This is a genomic window from Halalkalibacter flavus, from assembly GCF_036663575.1.
GTDB classification, from domain to species: Bacteria; Bacillota; Bacilli; order Bacillales; family Bacillaceae_D; genus Halalkalibacter; species Halalkalibacter flavus.
The window spans coordinates 1-243 of record NZ_JAWRVK010000377.1; the positions used below are offsets into that span (position 1 = coordinate 1).

At 62.6% G+C, this 243-nt stretch carries 1 protein-coding gene; it reads left to right on the forward strand.

Annotation, left to right across the window (positions count from 1 at the left end; genetic code table 11):
* A partial coding sequence (locus tag SAY88_RS25885; RefSeq protein WP_348533387.1) for a GGDEF domain-containing protein occupies positions 1-243 on the forward strand: 243 nt, incomplete at both ends.

Below are 243 nucleotides of genomic sequence, written 5' to 3' on the forward strand. Positions count from 1 at the left end.
TCGCCGGGGCTTTCGAGCCGAGTTCGCCCGAACCCTGGCCCGCGCCGACCGTTACGGGGAACATGGCGTTCTAATGTTAATCGATCTCGATGGCTTCAAGGAAATCAACGATGGCCTCGGGCATCTGGCGGGCGATCGCGTGTTGCGATTCCTCGCCGGCCTACTGTCTAGCGCCGTGCGCCGGACCGACTACGTTGCGCGTCTTGGCGGCGACGAGTTCGTTGTGGTACTGACCAACACCAC